Genomic DNA, 15,457 nt, shown 5'->3' on the forward strand with positions numbered 1-15,457 from the left:
CCCCGCGCGGTTTGGGGGGGGGGGGGGGGGGGGGGGGGCGGGGGGGCGGGGGGGGGGGGGGGGGGGGGGGGGGGGGGGGGGGGGGGGGGGGGGGGGGGGGGGGGGCCCCCCCCCCCCCGCCCCGGGGTCAGACGAGTGCCGGGGACTTGCGGCGGGCGCCGCCCGGGGCCGCGTCGCCCGCGGCGATGCCCGTACTGCGGTAGGCCCTGACGCGCCGGCCGGCCGGGTGGGCCGCGCCCCCGCGCAGCCAGTCCACGCGGACCCACAGCAGTGCCTCGCCGCTCTGCTCCCGGCGGCCGAGCCACGCGGACTTCAGCCACAGGCCCGCTCCGCAGCCGGCCAGCAGCAGGCCGCCCGCGGCCGGGACGGCGAAGGCCGAGCCGACGGCCGCCACGAAGGCGAGCAGGAGCCACCAGCGGTGCAGGCGGCGCCAGTTGCGGGTCGTCACCGCCCGGTCCTGGAGCACGTCGTTCCGCCCGGCGCGGGACGCGGAAGCGGCCAGGGCGGCGTACCGCCGGCGCCGGGCGCAGGCGACGACCGCCGTCGCCAGGACGAACAACGCCGCCCCGGCCGGCAGGCCGATGCGGCGCCCGGTCAGCCCCGGCACCAGCGCCCCCACACCCGCGGCGCACACACCCAGCCACCACAGCGGGGCGGCTCCCGCCCGCACCACGACGGCCACCCGGGCCAGTCCCTGTCCTCCACGTGTCATGTCCAGCCTCCGTCCGGTACCCGAAGCGTCTGAAAGGGGTTGCAGCGCGGGCAGGTTAGCGGCGGAGCATGAGACGAGTCTGAGAAACCGGCAGCCGAGTGCTCAGTCGACGAACAGGCCCCGGGCGGCGGCCCTGGCGTCGAACTCCTCCAGCCGCGACTGGGCATCGGGCAGGTCGTCGCACATGGCCTCCAGCAGCACCCGCCCCAGCAGCATCGGCGCGCAGGCCGTGTCGAAGGCGAGGCCGGTGCCCACGGCGGCGGGCAGCAGCAGATCGGACACCTTGGCGACCGGGGCGAAGGCGGAGTCGGCGACGGTCACGACGGTCAGTCCGGCCTGCTCCCTGGCGTAGGCGAGGGTGTCCAGGACCTCGCGGGGGTGCCGGGGCAGGGCGAAGCACAGCAGCGCGCTCGCCCCGGCCCGCACGGCGGCGTCGATGCGGTCGTGGAGCATCGTGCCGCCCTCTCCGAGCAGCCGCACGTCGGGGTGGACCTTGGCGGCGAAGTAGGCGAAGCCCTGCGCCTGGGCGGCCGCCGCCCGCAGCCCGAGGACGGGCAGCGGCCGGGAGGCCGCGAGCAGCCGGCCCGCACGCCGTACGGGTGCGGGGTCGGCCAGCGCCTCCGCCAGGTGCCGCAGGTTCTCGATCTCCGCCTCGACGGCCTGCTGGTACTCGTTGCGGTCCCCGGGCTGTGCCGCGCTCTCGGCGGGGGCGACCTCCCGCAGGTGGCGGCGCAGGGCCGGGTAGCCGTCGAAGCCGAGGGCCACGGCGAAGCGGGTCACGGACGGCTGGCTGACCCCCGCGAGTTCGGCGAGCTCCACGCTGGACAGGAACGGCACGTCCGCGGCGCGGCGCACCATGCTGTGCGCGATGCGCCGCTGGGTCGGCGTCAGCCGGTGGCCCTCGAAGAGGGCCTGCAGCCGCGCGGCAGGGCTGTCGGTCACGCTCATGACGTGCTCCCCCTCGCCTATTCAGTAGCTGAGGATTCTGCATGAGCATATGCAGAGCGGCAAGCGGGACCGGATCGGCCGCCCCCGCCCCGGCCCGCCCCCGGTGGGAGACGGGGGCTAACCCCAGTGCGGCGCGGGCCGCCCCTTCCTACCGTGGGGGCATGAGCGGAATGGACGCGCGCGACACCGACCTGAAGAAGGAACTCGACGCCACCCTGCACGCCCGCAGGGACCTGGGCGAGGAGTACGAGTCGGCGCTGGTCGACTCGTTCCTGGAGAAGGTCGACCAGCGGATCGACGGCGCGGTGGAGCGCCGGGTGCGCCGGCAGCTGGCCGAGCAGCAGATGCAGACGGCGCGTGACTCCCGGACGCCGCGGGCCACCGACTCCTGGGGTGAGCGTTTCGGCTTCGGGATCGTCTCCCTCGTCCTGGCGGTGCCGCTGTCCGCGATCGGCGGGGGCATCGCGCAGACGCCCGGTCTGCTCATCGCCTGGGCGGGCATCGTCGGCGTCAACGTGGCCCAGGCCGTTCGCACGAACCCGGGCCTGTTCGGCACCCGCCGCGCGTCCCGCCGGGACGACGACTGGTCGGACTGACGACGCCCGGCCCGGAGCGGGCGTCGTCCAGGCTGCTGCTGCTGGAAGTCGACGCCCGGGCGGGCCGGAGAGGTACCCGGCAGCGGGACGGGCCACGGTCCCCCGACGCCCGCTCCGCCGGCGGGCCGACCGGTCGACGGGCCTGCGCCGCCAAACGGCCCGACCGGTCCGAATACCCGAACCGCCGCGGAAAACCCGCCCCGCCGAAGGCCCGGCCCCGCCGACGGGCCCGGCCCGGTCGGTACGGCCATGGTTGGCCCACGGCACGTCGCCGTCAGACCTGCCGGGTCGGCAGCGCGACGATCTGCCGCAGGTTGACCCGGCGCGGCCGGCTCGCCGCGTAGGCCACCAGGTCGGCCAGCTCCTCGGCGGACAGGGCGCCCACCTCGTCCAGCATGCCCTCCACCTGCCGGGACAGCTCCGCGTCCGCGATGTGCGTGCGCAGCTCGCTCTCCACGAACCCCGGCTCGATGTTGGTGACCCGCACGTCGCGCGGCCCGAACTCCCCGCGCAGGGTCTGGGACAGGTAGGTGACGGCCGCCTTGGTCGCGCCGTACACGGCGTAGTTCGGGAAGCCGACGTGCGCGGCGATGGAGGAGATGTTGACGATGTCGGCGGTGCGGCCGTCCGCGGCGGCGCCCACCAGGTCGGCGGTGAAGGCGCCGATGACGCGCAGCACCCCGGTGACATTGGTGTCGAGCATCCGCTGCCACTCGTCGGCGCGCCGGGCGTCGACGGGGTGCGGCAGCATGACGCCGGCGGCGTTCACGATCAGGTCGGCGCGCCCGTACTCGCTGTGGATCCGCTCGACGGCGTCCGTCACGGAGGTCTCGTCGGTGACGTCGGCGGCGACGGCGAGGGCCTGCCCGCCGTCCGCCCGGATCTTCCCGGCGAGTGCCGCGAGCCGTTCCTCGCGCCGGGCCAGCAGCGCCACCCGGGCGCCCTGCGCGGCCAGCAGCACCGCGACGGCCTCGCCGATGCCGCTGGCGGCTCCGGTGACGACGGCGGTGCGGCCGGCCAGGTTCTCGTACGACATGGGGTGCTCCCTCGACGGTGGCCGGGGCGTCTCCCCGGCTCGTCCACCACTGTCGGCCCGACCGGGGGCCCTACCCAGGGCTGCGCTTTTCCTGGGTCCGGCAGTACCAGGTTCGCGAGTCCCTTTCCGCCTAGGCTCGGACCCATGGACGGAGAGCTGATGGACGGAGAGTTGGGCGACTTCCTGCGTTCGCGCCGGGCCCGGATCCGGCCGGAGGAGGTGGGGCTGCCCTCGTACGGACGCCGCCGCGTCCCGGGGCTGCGCCGCGAGGAGGTGGCGCAGCTGGCGGGGGTGAGCGTCGACTACTACGTCCGCCTGGAGCAGGGCCGGGGACCCGCGGGCCCGGCGCGGACGAAGGCCGGCGGGGTCTCGGACGCCGTGCTGGACGCCCTCGCGCGGGTGCTGCGGCTGGACGCCGCCGAGCACGAGTACCTGCGGGCGGTCGCCCGGCCGCACCGCCGGGACGGTGCGCGGGCCGCGGGCGCCTCCCGGGACACCGCGTCGCGGGTGCGCCCGGGTGTGCAGCTTCTCCTGGACGGGATGGACCGCAATCCGGCCTACGTCGTGGACCACCGCATGGAGGTCCTCGCCTGGAACGCCCTCGCCGACGCGCTGCTCGGCTTCGGCGGCGCGGACGACCTCAGCCTGCCGCGCCGGCTGTTCCTGGACCCCGCCTCCCGCGACCTCTACCCCGACCGGGACGAGGTGACCGCGCAGATGGTCGCGCACCTGCGGCTCCAGGCGGGCCACCACCCCGGCGACCGGGCCACGGCGGAACTCGTCGCCGAACTGTCCGAGGCCAGCGCGGAGTTCCGCCGCCTGTGGGCGGACCATCTGGTCAAGCCCTGCGACCACGGCGTGAAGCTGCTGCGCCACCCGGTCGCAGGCCTGCTGAGCCTCCCCTACGAGACCCTGACCGTCCCGGGGGACCCGGACCGGACGATCGTGGCCTACGTGCCCGAGCCGGGCTCGGACGCCCAGGAGCGCCTGGCGCTGCTGGGGAGCTGGGCGACGACCCGCACGGGCTGACGCGGCGGGCCCGTCCGGCGGCCCGCGCGGGAACGGGTGGAACGTGCGCGGGGGCACGGGAGGCATGTGCGCGGGGACCGCCGCACCCCCGTGACCGGGGGGCGGGACGACGGCGGTCCCCGCGAGGACGCCGAGCGCGGTCAGGCCGCGCCCGGCGTCCGTGGCGTCCGTGGAGGTCCGGGAGCCGCTCCGGAGGTCCTGCGACGCCGCTCGGCGCCGGCCGGGGCGGGGTGCTCCCCCGAGCGCTCAGCGCCCTGGAGGTCTCCCGTCGCCCTTGCCGACACCTCCACTGTGCAGGGCCCGTGTTAAGCGGGTGCTGCGTGCACGTGACACCCGCGTACCACTTGCGCGAAGTCCGCGACGTGCATGTGCGCCCGCAACTTCCCGCAGGCCACGGGTGGTTCAGCGCCGGCTGGCCGTCACTTGCCGCCCTTGGCGAGGAAGGAGAGCAGGTCCTGCCGGCTGACCACACCGGTCGGCTTGCCCTCGACGAGGACGATCGCGGCGTCGGCCTTGCCGAGCACGGCCATCAGGTCGGCGACCGGCTCGCCGGAGCCCACCTGGGGCAGCGGGCCGGACATGTGCTTCTCCAGCGGGTCGTCGAGGGAGGCGCTCTTGCTGAACAGCGCGTCCAGCAGCTCGCGTTCCACGACCGAGCCGACGACCTCGGCGGCCATCACGTCGGGGTGGCCCGCGCCCGGCTTGACGACCGGCATCTGCGAGACGCCGTACTCGCGCAGCACCTCGATGGCCTGGCCGACGGTCTCCTCCGGGTGCATGTGGACCAGGGAGGGCATGTGGTCGCCCTCCTTGTCGGCCAGCACGTCGGCGACGCGGGCGCTCGGGCCGGAGTCCTCCAGGAAGCCGTAGTCGGCCATCCACTCGTCGTTGAAGATCTTGCTGAGGTAGCCGCGGCCGCCGTCCGGCAGCAGGACCACGACCACGTCGTCCTCGCCGAGCCGCGCGGCGACCTCCAGCGCGCCCGCGACCGCCATGCCGCAGGAGCCGCCGACCAGCAGGCCCTCCTCCTTGGCGAGGCGGCGGGTCATCTGGAAGGAGTCCTTGTCGGACACGGCGACGATCTCGTCGGCGACGGTGCGGTCGTAGGCGCTCGGCCAGAAGTCCTCGCCGACGCCCTCGACGAGGTAGGGGCGGCCGGAGCCGCCGGAGTAGACGGAGCCCTCCGGGTCGGCGCCGATGACCTTGACCCTGCCGTCGCTGACCTCCTTGAGGTAGCGGCCGGTGCCGGAGATGGTGCCGCCGGTGCCCACGCCCGCCACGAAGTGGGTGATCCGCCCCTCGGTCTGCTCCCACAGCTCGGGGCCCGTGGAGTGGTAGTGGGACAGCGGGTTGTTGGGGTTGGAGTACTGGTCGGGCTTCCAGGCGCCCGGCGTCTCACGGACCAGGCGGTCGGAGACGTTGTAGTACGAGTCCGGGTGCTCGGGGTCGACGGCCGTGGGGCACACGACGACCTCGGCGCCGTAGGCGCGCAGCACGTTGATCTTGTCGGTGCTGACCTTGTCGGGGCACACGAAGATGCACTTGTACCCCTTCTGCTGCGCCACGATGGCGAGGCCGACACCGGTGTTGCCACTGGTCGGCTCGACGATCGTGCCACCGGGCTTGAGCGCGCCGCTCTCCTCCGCCGCCTCGATCATGCGCAGGGCGATGCGGTCCTTCACCGAACCGCCGGGGTTGAAGTACTCCACCTTGGCCAGGACGGTCGCCCTGATGCCCTTGGTCACGCTGTTGAGCCTCACCAGCGGGGTGTCGCCTACGAGGCTGATCATCGAGTCGTGGAATCGCACCGTTGTCTCCGGATGCCGCAAAAGAAGTGGTCCTAGTGGTCCCGCCAGCCTAGGCCCTGCGGGCGGATTCCCGCTGTTCGCCCGGGATCGTGCGGCGCACCGGGCGCCGGTCCCCCGCCCCGCCCGTGGTCCGTGCCGGTCGTTCACCGCCCGTTGCGATTGGAGCACGGGCTGTACGGGGCAAGCACTGGGTGTACGGGTTCGAGGAGGTGGCGGCGACGCATGTCGAGCATGTCGAGGGCGCGGGTGGCCCGGCGGATCGCGACCGGCGCTGCGTACGGCGGCGGCGGGATCGGTCTGGCCGGTGCGGCCACGGTGGGGCTGGTGCTGGCGGAGGTGCAGCTGGCCCGGCGCCGGGTGGGCAACGGCACGTCACCGCACGTGCCGAACGGGGACGGACTGTACGGGCGCTCGTACACCACCGACGCCCCGCTGCGGCTGACCATGCTGGGGGACTCCACCGCGGCCGGCCAGGGCGTGCACCGGGGCTCGCAGACCCCGGGGGCGCTGCTCGCGTCGGGGCTGGCGGCCCTCGCCGAGCGCCCGGTGCTGCTGCGCACGGTGGCGACCCCGGGCGCCCGGTCCGACGACCTGGACCGCCAGGTGGCCCTGGTGCTGGCCGACCCGGGTCCCGTGCCGGACATCTGCGTGATCATGGTCGGCGCGAACGACGTCACCCACCGCATGCCCCCGACGCGCTCGGTGCGCCACCTCTCCTCCGCGGTACGGCGGCTGCGCACGGCCGGTGCGGAGGTCGTCGTCGGCACCTGCCCCGACCTGGGCACCATCGAGCCGGTCCGGCAGCCGCTGCGCTGGCTGGCCAGACGGGCCTCCCGCCAGCTGGCGGCCGCCCAGACGATCGGCGTCGTCGAGCAGGGCGGCCGCACGGTGTCCCTGGGCGACCTGCTGGGCCCCGAGTTCGCGGAGAACCCGCGCGAGCTGTTCGGCCCGGACAGCTACCACCCGTCCGCCGAGGGCTATGCCACGGCGGCGATGGCGGTGCTGCCGACGGTCTGCGCCGCCCTGGGCCTGTGGCCGGCCGAGGAGGAGCGCCCGGACGCCTCCCGCCGCGAGGGATTCCTGCCGGTGGCGCGGGCGGCAGCGGAGGCCGCCTCGGAGGCGGGCACCGAGGTCGCGGCGGCCATGCCGGCCGGCCCGAGGGGCCCCTGGGCGCTGCTCAAGCGCCGACGCCGGCGGCGGGTGCCCGAGCAGGAGGCGGCCCCGGTCACCCCGTCGAACTGAGCCGGAGGGCCGGGCACGAAAAAGCAAGCGCTTAGAAAACTGCGGCCAGGGTCACACCGCGACACCCGTGACCCAGCCCATACGTACGGGTAACTTCCCAGTCAGCCCTGCCAGACCACCCGGTACGTCAATGGAGCCGTGATGCCCGAAGCCGTGATCGTCTCAGCCGCCCGCTCCCCCATCGGCCGTGCCTTCAAGGGGTCGCTGAAGGACCTGCGGCCGGACGACCTGACCGCCACGATCATCCAGGCCGCGCTGGCCAAGGTCCCCGAGCTGGACCCGCGCGACATCGACGACCTGATGCTCGGCTGCGGCCTGCCCGGCGGTGAGCAGGGCAACAACCTCGGCCGGATCGTCGCCGTGCAGATGGGCATGGACCACCTGCCGGGCTGCACCGTCACCCGCTACTGCTCCTCCTCGCTGCAGACCTCCCGCATGGCCCTGCACGCCATCAAGGCCGGCGAGGGCGACGTCTTCATCTCGGCCGGCGTCGAGACGGTCTCCCGCTTCACCAAGGGCAACTCCGACAGCCTCCCGGACACGCACAACCCGCTGTTCGCCGACGCCGAGGCCCGTACGGCCGCGGTCGCCGGGTCCGAGGGCTCCGACTGGCACGACCCGCGCGAGGACGGCCTGGTGCCCGACCCGTACATCGCGATGGGCCAGACCGCCGAGAACCTGGCGCGTCTCAAGGGCGTCACCCGCCAGGACATGGACGAGTTCGGCGTCCGCTCGCAGAACCTCGCCGAGGAAGCCATCAAGAACGGCTTCTGGGAGCGCGAGATCACCCCGGTGACGCTGCCCGACGGCACGGTGGTCAGCAAGGACGACGGCCCCCGCGCGGGCGTCACCCTGGAGGGCGTGCAGGGCCTGAAGCCGGTCTTCCGCCCCGACGGCAGGGTCACGGCCGGCAACTGCTGCCCGCTGAACGACGGTGCCGCCGCGCTGGTGATCATGTCCGACACCAAGGCCCGCGAGCTCGGCCTCACCCCGCTCGCGCGGATCGTGTCGACCGGCGTCTCCGGCCTGTCCCCCGAGATCATGGGCCTCGGCCCGGTGGAGGCCTCCAAGCAGGCCCTGCGCCGCGCCGGGCTCACCATCGGCGACATCGACCTGGTCGAGATCAACGAGGCGTTCGCCGCCCAGGTGATCCCCTCCTACCGCGACCTGGACATCCCGCTGGAGAAGCTGAACGTCAACGGCGGCGCCATCGCCGTCGGCCACCCCTTCGGCATGACCGGCGCCCGCATCACCGGCACGCTGATCAACTCGCTCCAGTTCCACGACAAGCAGTTCGGTCTGGAGACGATGTGCGTCGGCGGCGGCCAGGGCATGGCCATGGTCATCGAGCGCCTCAGCTGATCACCGCTGTGTAGTCGCCATAGCACACGCTGTGAAGCACGAGCCCAGAACCCCGGAAACACCGGGGTTCTGGGCTGTTTTGTGATCCAATCTCCCCCAGGATGTGACCTATCTCCCTCCGCGGAGGGAGAATCGCAGGTCACGACAGCACCGCCCACTCCCCCGCGACCGAAGTCCTGTCCGTTTCGTGACGTTACGCACTGACAGCCGGTCAGTCCGCCCTTCAAGCTGATGTAGGAAGTCGGGGGTCGACCTTGAACCGGGAGTACGTCAGTGAGCGCCATGCCGATCGCGTTGCTGGTCACCACGGCCGCCACGGGCGCCGTGGGCGTCGCCGTCCTGCGCACCGTCCTGCAGCTGCGCCGACAGGTCGCGGCCCTGCACACCGCGCTGGCCGAGAACCGCGCCGCCACCACACGCGCCCTGCTGCCCGCCGCCCGCACCACGGCCGACACCGACGAGATACGGGCCGCCGTGGCCGCGGCACTCGCCGAGGAGCGGGAACGGGAGCTCGCCGAGGCGCGTGCCTTCTGGGCCGCCCAGGAGGCCCGTGACGCCTCCGACGCCCCGTCCCTGCTGGGCCTGCCCGACACGGACCTGTTCCTGCCCCGGCAGGCCGACTTCGCGGGCCTGGAGCCGGTGTCCGAGCCGGGCGCCGCCGAGGCCGAGGAGCCGGCCGGGGAGTCCCCGGAGCTGGCCGCGGCCCGCCGCCGCCACCCCTCCCACCCGGACTTCGTGCCGAACCCCTCCCCGGTGGTGAACGACCACGAGCGCACGGCCGCCGCCCTGGAGGAGCTGGCCGCCTCCCGCGTCGAGCTGACCGACGTCCGCCCGGGCCCCCTGGGCACCCTGGACGTGTACGTCTTCGCCGACGGCACCACGCTGTGCATGACCCCGGGCCACCGGGAGACGGCGGAGCGGCTGGCGCAGGCCCTGCGCGCGGGCCGCAGCGCCGTGCTGCTGGGCGGCTCGGGCATCTCGGGCGCCTACACGCTCACCTTCGAGTGCGGCGAGGAGAACGTCTACATCCTGGCCGACCGGGTCATCGCGTCCTTCTAGGACCGCTCACGCCCCCGCGTCCGGCCCGGGCCGCCTCACACCCCGGCCCGCTTCTGGGCGTCCTCGACCAGGCGCACCGCCTCGTCGACCTCGGCGTCACCGGGCAGCACCACGGCCAGGTCGTGTCCGGCGACCATGATCTGGTCCGCCGCCGCGAACATCCCCGCGTCGGGCATCTCCCGGGGCTCCTCGCCCTCCAGGACCTGCGACCTGCGCGACAGCTCCCGGGCCAGGGCGAGCGCCTCGGCTGCCGCGCCTCGCTGCAGCCGGCTCTGGGGCGCGGCCCTCAGACGGTCGGCGAAGTGATCAACGGCTCGGAGGAGGGGCGTCGTATCAACCACGCCGCGAGCGTACGCGTCGCACCGGGACTGTTGCCAACGGACGCACACTCGGGCACGGTGACCTGAAGGACCGGCTTACATCCCAGCGTCCGGAGGCGCCGATGTCCCAAGTCTTCTCCGAAGAGACCCACCGCAACATGCTCGCCCGCATCCCGCACTGCACCGGCCGTGAGATCTCCGACTGGCTGCGCACCGTCGACGAAGGCCCGGCACTCTTCCGCTTCGAGGAAAAGGTCAGCTGGCTCCGGCACGAGCACGACCTGGCGTACGGCCACGCCAAGGCGATCGTCCACGAGTACGACCTCAGGAGGGCCGCGCGCAAGCTGCTCTAGGCGCGTGCGTCACCTGCCCCCGACGACGACGAAGGGCCCCGGCCGGAGCCGGGGCCCTTCGCGCACGACCTGCCGGTGTCAGTCGCTGCTGTTGAGGATCGAGATGAGCCTCAGGAACTCGAGGTAGATCCACACCAGCGTCAGCGTCAGGCCGAAGGCGGCCAGCCAGGCCTCCTCGCGCGGGGCGCCGTAGGCGATGCCGTCCTCGACCTGCTTGAAGTCCAGGGCGAGGAAGCAGGCACCGAGGATGATGCCGATGACGCCGAAGACGACGCCGAGGGCACCGCTGCGGAAGCCGAGGCCGTCACCGCCGCCGAACACCGCGAACAGCAGGTTCACGGTCATCAGCAGGATGAAGCCGAGCGCGGCCGCCATCACGAAGCCGTAGAAGCGGCGGTTGACGCGGATCCAGCCCGCCTTGTAGGCGATCAGCACACCGGCGAAGACCGCCATCGTGCCGATCACCGCCTGCATGGCCGCACCGTCGGCGATGCGGTTGTCCACGATGTTGGACACGACGCCGAGGAAGACACCCTCGAACGCGGCGTACGCCAGGATCAGCGCGGGCGAGGCCTTGCGCTTGAAGGACTGCACGAACGCCAGGACCATGCCGATCAGCGCGGCGCCGATGCCGATGCCGTAGCTGCGGCTGATGTTGGCGTCGTCGACCGGCAGCAGCGCCCAGGAGAGCGCCGCGGTGACGATGAGCACACCGAGGGTGCTCGCGGTGCGCAGGACGACGTCGTCGATGGTCATCCGGCCGGTGGCGGCCGGGGCCTGCGGCGGGGCGCCGAACTGCTGGCCCTGCTGGGCGTAAGGGTTCTGCGCGTACGGGTTCTGGGCGTACGCGTCACCCGTGGGCTGCGCGTACGGGTTGCCCTGGGTGGCGACAGCGGGACCCCCGGCCTGCGGCGCGGTGTTGAAGCCCGCGTAGCCGTTGTCGCGGCTGAACCCCCGTCGCGAGAAGACCGGGTTTCTGCTCCTCATTTCACTCCTCCATGGCCACACGGCATGGCCTTGGCTCAAGAGTAATAGGTAGGCAAAGGAATGACCCTCCTGCTCGGGGAGGATCTTTCCCTCGTCGTGCAGCGCAACACGCTACGCCGCTCCCTGATTCCCCAGGCCGGAGGGCTTCATTCCACAGCGGTCCGGTACCGTCCCGGAACCGGCTCGGTACCGGTCGGTGATCATCGGCCGGGCCCGGTCCGTCGTCGACGTGTCGGTGGATCACGCCGGCGGACCGCACTGGGACCGGAAAGTGCCCGGAGCCGGACTTGAAGCTGCTTCGCCGCGGCCAAACCCGCAGGTCAGACGCCCTGATCTGCGACTTTTCCACCGGCCGCTCCCGCATCTCCGTCGATCCTCGCGGCACCTCATGCGCCTGACACACCGGTGACGCACCGGCTATCAGGTCGAATGACCTTGGGTAACGCCTCGGCCACCCGGAGCCATAACGGCCGGATCGGTGTGCTGGCCGCGCCCCCGCGCGCCCCGCCAGCCGTGGAGGAGGGCCGGATTGGTTATGGCTCTATAGATCGTGGCCTCAGCCGCGTTGAGCACCCGCTTCAGCGTCCAGAGGTGGGGGCGACGCCCTTGAGGGCGAGACTCCCGTCCCACGCCTCCCACCACGTGTGATGGAGTCGCAGAGTCGCCAGACGACCCATTTGAGCGGCGACCCCCGCGTGCAGCTCGACGGTCCACTCCAGCAGTTGCATCAGGAACCGGTCCAGCAGCCATAGCGCGTCACGGACCTTCGCCGGGAGCCTGTGTTGGCCGCCCACGCGTTGACCTCGTCCAGGTCGTTGAGACTGTCACCACGTCATCACCCGCGACGACCTCCGGGCGGGTCATCAGGTCCGCGCTCTCGGGAAGCATGAGTTTGGCGAGGAACAGCCGCAGGCCGCGGGTGACCGCCCGCAGCGCGTCGGGCTGCTGCGGTCGATCCCGTCCAGGTCGATGCCGTTCTCCCGCTTGTCGGCGTCGCGCATCACCGCGTACGCCTCCAAGACCTCGTGGTGGGGGGCTCGGCATTCAGTGCAAACTCGCGTACTACCACGGGAGTGCGCCCTTCGGTGGTCCGCGCAGCCATCCGCCCCACAACCAGCGGCGCAAGCTGCGCACAGAAGGGCAAGGCAACGACGCATTCCATCGTAGTCCTGATGATCTACCTCGAATCCGGGTAGGCCCGACACAGTCGGCGGAACACTGCGAGCATGAGCCTCTTCCGCAAGCGCCCCCAGGCCAGCACCCGGCCGTCCAGCTCGTCGACTGTCGGCGAGCACCGCCCAGCCCTCGTCCCTCTACAACCCGGCCCTGTACGACCCGGGGCCGACCGGCGGCTCCTCGCCGTCCTGCAGCTCGCCTCGTCGCACGACTCCGGTTCGTCATCCTCGGCCACCTGCGGCTCCGGGGGCTATCGACCCGACCGGGGCGAAGGCTCCCGAGACACCAGTGAGGCCCGGACGCGCGCTGACGGCTACAGCACGTGACCGGGCCTCGCTGGTCTCCCCCCTACCTTGATGACAGGGAGTCGAGTTCTCAACCGTCGGTCCCCACCTCGGCCTTCACGTCACCCACTGTGTCGGGCTCGGCGTCGGTCTTGATGATGATGATGACGGTCCCGCTCTTGGGACGCGGGATGACGATGGATTCAACCGGATCCGGGGCCGACGGCTGCACAGGCAGCTGCGGAACCGGGGGCTGGTCCCCGACGGCAGGCCGGGCGGCGTACTTCCAGGCCTTATAGGTCCACTTGATCGTCTCCAAGAAGACGACCAGCGGATGTAGTAGATGGACAAGGAAGGTTATTACTTCTCCCACGGGTTTCCCTTTCTGCACCACACGGCCCAACCTCACCCTTTCGGCGAGGCGGACTTCGGAGAGTCGGGAGTGAATCGCGATCATGAATGCTGATCGAGTTTCGGCTCCAGAGCCTGATTCGCGATCTTGGCTCTCTCTCCGAACCAGCCCGGCACGGTGCCGGGCTCACACGGCTTGGGTAGTCACCCGGGACAGTGCCGAGCGTTGATCCAAGCCGCTTGGGGCGGTGGTGTTTTGCTCGTCCTCTCTGCAGTGATTGCGTTGAAGTGACATTTCCTTGATCGCCTGAGTGGTGCGACAAGGGTTCTCGTGGGAATTCATGGATCAGTCACCGGAGTTACCTCCGGGCGACCTCGCCACGACATCTAGATTGCTCGCGCCGAGGCGCGGCATGCAACTCGGAGACCCTGCACGGGATGTGACATAGACGACACTGAATTCCGCGACCGGCGGGAACCATAACCGGCCACGCAGCTACCTGCGTTGATAATCCCCGGACAACGTTTGCTCGCCTTACATCAGATGATTCAGCAGGGCGGAGGGGGGCCTACCGGCCCATTCTCAGGACCCGAGCGAGGAAGTTGCTCGGACGAGTGCCCGATACCTCACCACCGTGGCGAACACCGCCCCGCCGCCGACCTCGAAGCGCAGCGCACGCGCGCGGCGGGGCCGGATGGTGTGCGGCCGCGTCCCGTCCAACACGAACTTCACCGCCGGGTGATCACACGTCACTACCCCATGCAGGCCACGCGAGTCCTCGCCCACCCGCCAGTCCACGAACTCGCCCATCCGCCCGGGCGCCTCCCGCTTGGCGTAGGACGCGAGCAGTTTGCATGCGCCGGGCGTGCCTCCGCCGTCCGGCCCGCAAGGGAGTGGCTCAACGGGCACGACTCAGCCCTCCGGGTGTACCTGGCGACCCTGGCTGTTCAGGGCGCGCTCGCTCTTGATGGGGCGGCCGCAGTCGGCACAGACCAGCCTGCCCTTGCTGGCAGTTGAGTCGCTTCGGTCGCTCTGTTCGCTTTCCTCGCCCTCGTCGGCGGGGGCGTCATCGAGCGGTGCGAACTCGGGCGGGTCCAGCGGCCTCGAGTCTGCCGGGTACGCCTCATCCGGTACGTCGGGCAGCGCCTCGCCGGGGATCCCCTCCCTCGCCGGCGGATACACGCCCAGCAGATCGCCGGACGGCACGGGCTCGGGCCCGTGCTCGCCGGCCGTTCCGTCCGCCGGGCCGAGCCCGACGACGCGGCCAGTGGGCGGGGCGCCGTTCGCTTCGTCCTCTTGCGGGCTGACGCAGCGGCGCCCGTTCACCAAAGGCCGATCATCAGCTCCTCGGGCACTTGGGCGAACAGGCTGGCGGGTACGGCGAAGTCGCGGCGAGGTTCGGGCGTTGGCCGGACTTGGATCAGCTCGGGGGCATGGCGGTCCTCACGGGCAGTTCGTGACGAGCATCGCGCACACGGTGCAGGTCGTCGCGGGAACCTAGGTGCGCTCGGCCAGCACGCGCCGGCCGTTGACGCGCATGTCGATCGAGGAGCCGGCACGGTCGGGGATGACGTCGATGGGCCCGCGGCGTACGACGACCGGCCCGGAGATGTACAGCCACGCCGTGCCGGGCGCGGCCGGGGTGCCGTCGGGCCCGAAGTTCGCCGCCGAGTATCCGGAGCCGACAATCACGCAGTTCCCGGCCGGTAGCGGTCACGGGCCCGTCCTGTTGAAGGCCGAAGGAGGTCAGGCGATGGGGCAGGTGATGCCGAGCTGCTCACCGGTGCGGCCGTCAGGGCAGACCGGCCGGGTCGGGAACCTCACGCCCTTGAGGACAAGAAGAATGCCCCGGCCGGTGAGGCAGGAGCGTGCGATGGCCTTGACCGCGGCGTTCAACAGCCGCAGTTCCTCCATCAGCTCCAGCACCGGCGAGTCGGCCATCATCCAGCCTTCGGGGGCCGGCTCCCACACCGAATCGTCACGGGGGCATCCGGGTCGAGGTTTTCGGGGTCGCCCGGGGGATCTCGACGTCTTCGCCGTCGATGGCGGCCGTGAGCTTGCCAGACTGCTGGAGCACTTCCTTGGTGGACAGCACCCGCTAGGTCGTGTCTCTTTGATGGGTTGATCAGTTGATCGGATGTGCCTGTCCGATTGATGATCACCGATGCGATGTGGGACCGGATCGAGCCGCTG

Annotated in this window: 17 protein-coding genes; 6 read left to right on the plus strand and 11 right to left on the minus strand. The window is 72.0% G+C overall.

All coding sequences use genetic code 11. The annotated features are described in order from the left end of the window. Positions 1-127: 127 nt before the first annotated feature. Together ACH4C6_RS33575 and ACH4C6_RS33580 are read right to left on the minus strand one after the other, a co-directional pair. On the minus strand, positions 128-712 hold the full coding sequence (locus tag ACH4C6_RS33575; RefSeq protein WP_398112471.1) for a hypothetical protein: 585 nt from the start codon (positions 710-712) through the stop codon (positions 128-130). A 102-nt stretch (positions 713-814) separates the two neighbouring features. Beyond that, the gene (locus tag ACH4C6_RS33580; RefSeq protein WP_398112472.1) at positions 815-1,660 is read right to left on the minus strand and encodes a MurR/RpiR family transcriptional regulator; all 846 of its coding nucleotides are present in this window, start codon (positions 1,658-1,660) and stop codon (positions 815-817) included. A 170-nt stretch (positions 1,661-1,830) separates the two neighbouring features. Here ACH4C6_RS33580 and ACH4C6_RS33585 point away from each other — a divergent pair, with 170 nt between their 5' ends. Further along, positions 1,831-2,256 (plus strand): hypothetical protein, encoded by a 426-nt coding sequence (locus ACH4C6_RS33585; RefSeq protein ID WP_398112487.1) that lies wholly within the window; start codon positions 1,831-1,833, stop codon positions 2,254-2,256. Between the two features lie 274 nt (positions 2,257-2,530). Here the strand turns inward: ACH4C6_RS33585 and ACH4C6_RS33590 are convergent, their stop codons facing one another. Continuing rightward, positions 2,531-3,292, minus strand: a complete 762-nt coding sequence (locus tag ACH4C6_RS33590) for an SDR family oxidoreductase (RefSeq protein ID WP_398112473.1) — start codon at positions 3,290-3,292, stop codon at positions 2,531-2,533. A gap of 159 nt (positions 3,293-3,451) precedes the next feature. On the opposite strand from ACH4C6_RS33590, the gene ACH4C6_RS33595 reads away from it, so the two are divergent. Beyond that, positions 3,452-4,321 (plus strand): helix-turn-helix domain-containing protein, encoded by an 870-nt coding sequence (locus tag ACH4C6_RS33595; RefSeq protein WP_398112488.1) that lies wholly within the window; start codon positions 3,452-3,454, stop codon positions 4,319-4,321. A gap of 419 nt (positions 4,322-4,740) precedes the next feature. Here the strand turns inward: ACH4C6_RS33595 and ACH4C6_RS33600 are convergent, their stop codons facing one another. Then, positions 4,741-6,129, minus strand: coding sequence for a cystathionine beta-synthase (locus ACH4C6_RS33600; protein ID WP_398112474.1), 1,389 nt, complete (start codon positions 6,127-6,129; stop codon positions 4,741-4,743). Between the two features lie 222 nt (positions 6,130-6,351). Here ACH4C6_RS33600 and ACH4C6_RS33605 point away from each other — a divergent pair, with 222 nt between their 5' ends. The 3 genes from ACH4C6_RS33605 (at position 6,352) to ACH4C6_RS33615 (ending at position 9,792) form a co-directional block, all read left to right on the plus strand. Further along, positions 6,352-7,371 (plus strand): SGNH/GDSL hydrolase family protein, encoded by a 1,020-nt coding sequence (locus ACH4C6_RS33605; protein ID WP_398112475.1) that lies wholly within the window; start codon positions 6,352-6,354, stop codon positions 7,369-7,371. Positions 7,372-7,512: 141 nt separating this feature from the next. Continuing rightward, entirely contained in the window at positions 7,513-8,733 is a 1,221-nt protein-coding gene (locus ACH4C6_RS33610) for an acetyl-CoA C-acetyltransferase (protein WP_398112476.1), read from the plus strand. Between the two features lie 273 nt (positions 8,734-9,006). Then, positions 9,007-9,792, plus strand: a complete 786-nt coding sequence (locus ACH4C6_RS33615) for a hypothetical protein (protein WP_398112477.1) — start codon at positions 9,007-9,009, stop codon at positions 9,790-9,792. Positions 9,793-9,827: 35 nt separating this feature from the next. Here the strand turns inward: ACH4C6_RS33615 and ACH4C6_RS33620 are convergent, their stop codons facing one another. Then, on the minus strand, positions 9,828-10,133 hold the full coding sequence (locus ACH4C6_RS33620; protein WP_398112478.1) for a hypothetical protein: 306 nt from the start codon (positions 10,131-10,133) through the stop codon (positions 9,828-9,830). Between the two features lie 101 nt (positions 10,134-10,234). On the opposite strand from ACH4C6_RS33620, the gene ACH4C6_RS33625 reads away from it, so the two are divergent. After that, positions 10,235-10,465 (plus strand): DUF4287 domain-containing protein, encoded by a 231-nt coding sequence (locus tag ACH4C6_RS33625; protein WP_398112479.1) that lies wholly within the window; start codon positions 10,235-10,237, stop codon positions 10,463-10,465. Positions 10,466-10,543: 78 nt separating this feature from the next. On the opposite strand, the gene ACH4C6_RS33630 is transcribed toward ACH4C6_RS33625, so the two are convergent. The 6 genes from ACH4C6_RS33630 to ACH4C6_RS33655 form a co-directional block, all read right to left on the minus strand. Then, positions 10,544-11,452: a Bax inhibitor-1/YccA family protein gene (locus tag ACH4C6_RS33630; RefSeq protein WP_398112480.1), complete on the minus strand. Its 909-nt coding sequence runs from the start codon at positions 11,450-11,452 to the stop codon at positions 10,544-10,546. Positions 11,453-12,030: 578 nt separating this feature from the next. Next, positions 12,031-12,246, minus strand: a complete 216-nt coding sequence (locus ACH4C6_RS33635) for a hypothetical protein (protein WP_398112481.1) — start codon at positions 12,244-12,246, stop codon at positions 12,031-12,033. A gap of 757 nt (positions 12,247-13,003) precedes the next feature. Further along, a complete protein-coding gene (locus ACH4C6_RS33640) occupies positions 13,004-13,369 on the minus strand; it encodes a hypothetical protein (protein WP_398112482.1) in 366 nt (121 codons plus the stop codon). Positions 13,370-14,176: 807 nt separating this feature from the next. After that, a complete protein-coding gene (locus tag ACH4C6_RS33645) occupies positions 14,177-14,593 on the minus strand; it encodes a hypothetical protein (RefSeq protein ID WP_398112483.1) in 417 nt (138 codons plus the stop codon). Between the two features lie 168 nt (positions 14,594-14,761). Beyond that, entirely contained in the window at positions 14,762-14,956 is a 195-nt protein-coding gene (locus ACH4C6_RS33650; protein ID WP_398112484.1) for a hypothetical protein, read from the minus strand. A gap of 54 nt (positions 14,957-15,010) precedes the next feature. Beyond that, the gene (locus ACH4C6_RS33655; RefSeq protein ID WP_398112485.1) at positions 15,011-15,205 is read right to left on the minus strand and encodes a hypothetical protein; all 195 of its coding nucleotides are present in this window, start codon (positions 15,203-15,205) and stop codon (positions 15,011-15,013) included. Positions 15,206-15,457 lie beyond the last annotated feature (252 nt).

This window comes from Streptomyces sp. NPDC017943 (assembly GCF_044328425.1).
Lineage (GTDB): Bacteria > Actinomycetota > Actinomycetes > Streptomycetales > Streptomycetaceae > Streptomyces > Streptomyces djakartensis_A.